Source organism: Protofrankia sp. Cr1 (assembly GCF_963555865.1).
Classification (GTDB): Bacteria; Actinomycetota; Actinomycetes; order Frankiales; family Frankiaceae; genus Protofrankia.
Genome location: NZ_CAUVXO010000048.1, coordinates 4,378 through 5,648 on the forward strand (window position 1 = coordinate 4,378; position 1,271 = coordinate 5,648).

A 1,271-nucleotide genomic window follows, 5' to 3' on the forward strand; every position below is an offset into this window, starting at 1 on the left:
GTCCACCGCGGTCATGGCGCGAGCAATAGCCGATGACGATGCGCCGGCGGGGCGAACCGGGTGGAGAGGAGCCAGCGGTGACCGGTAGCCGGGAATGGCACCTGGTGCGCCGTCCTGCGGGATGGCCGACGGACGACGATGTGGCTCTGGTCGAGGTCGACATACCCGACCCCGGCGCTGGTGAGCTCCTCGTGCACAACACCGTGATGTCGGTGGAACCGTACATGCGTGGCCGGATGAGTGCGGTGGCCTCGTATGTCGAGCCCTATGCGCTCGGCGCCCCGATGCAGGGACACGCGGTCGGCGAGGTGGTTGCGTCCGGTGTGTCCGCCATCCCGGTCGGCCGGCACGTGGTCCACCGGGCGGGATGGCGGGAGTACGCGCTGGTAGCCGCCGCGGATGTTGAACCCGTCGACGTTGAACCCGTCGACACGACCGGGTTTCCCGACTCCACGTACCTCGGTGCACTGGGCATCACGGGTATGACCGCCTATGTCGGGCTGCGCCACGTCGCCGCGTGCACACCCGGGAAACCGTGTTCGTCTCGGCGGCGGCCGGTGCGGTGGGCGCCACGGTCGGCCAGATCGCCAAGGTCATGGGCTGCCGTGTCATCGGCAGTGCAGGCTCCGAGGAGAAGGTCCGCTTTCTCACCGAGGATCTGGGGTTCGACGCCGCGTTCAGCTACCGTGATCAGCCTGTGCGGGCGTCGCTCTCCGCGGCTCTCGCGCAGCTTGACACCGACGGTTTGGACGTGTATTTCGACAACGTCGGGGGAGAACAGCTGGAAGCCGCGATCCGGGTGATGCGCCCGTTCGGCCGCATTGCGCTCTGCGGGGCGATCTCCACCTACAACGCGACCGAGCCCGTACCCGGTCCACGCAACCTGCTGCTGATGATCTGGCGGCGGCTGCGGATGGCGGGTTTTCTCGTCGGTGACCATGCCGACCAGCGCGCCGCATTCACCGGTGACATGTCGCGCTGGCTGCGCGAGGGCGCTGTCCGCAGTGTCGAGACGGTTGTCCACGGTGGTATTGAGGCCGCTTGGCCGACCTTCCTGGCCATGCTCCGCGGCGACAATGTCGGGAAGATGATCGTGTGTCTCGACCAGTCCGCTGGTAGCGAATCGGATCACTGATCACCCTTGACAAGCTAGTTCGTTATAAGGAATCTGTCTCCAACCTCGCCTTCAGCCGTCGACGAAGGTGTGACATGCAGCCGGAATCGACCCGCCAGAGCGATGCGGACCGGCCGGTTGGCAGTGTCACCGCAAG

The 1,271-nt window shown here is 66.5% G+C and carries 1 pseudogene; it reads left to right on the forward strand.

The window, feature by feature from the left end:
- Positions 1-38 precede the first annotated feature (38 nt).
- A pseudogene (locus tag U9980_RS28460) lies at positions 39-1,135 on the forward strand (NADP-dependent oxidoreductase).
- The last annotated feature ends 136 nt before the right edge of the window (positions 1,136-1,271 follow it).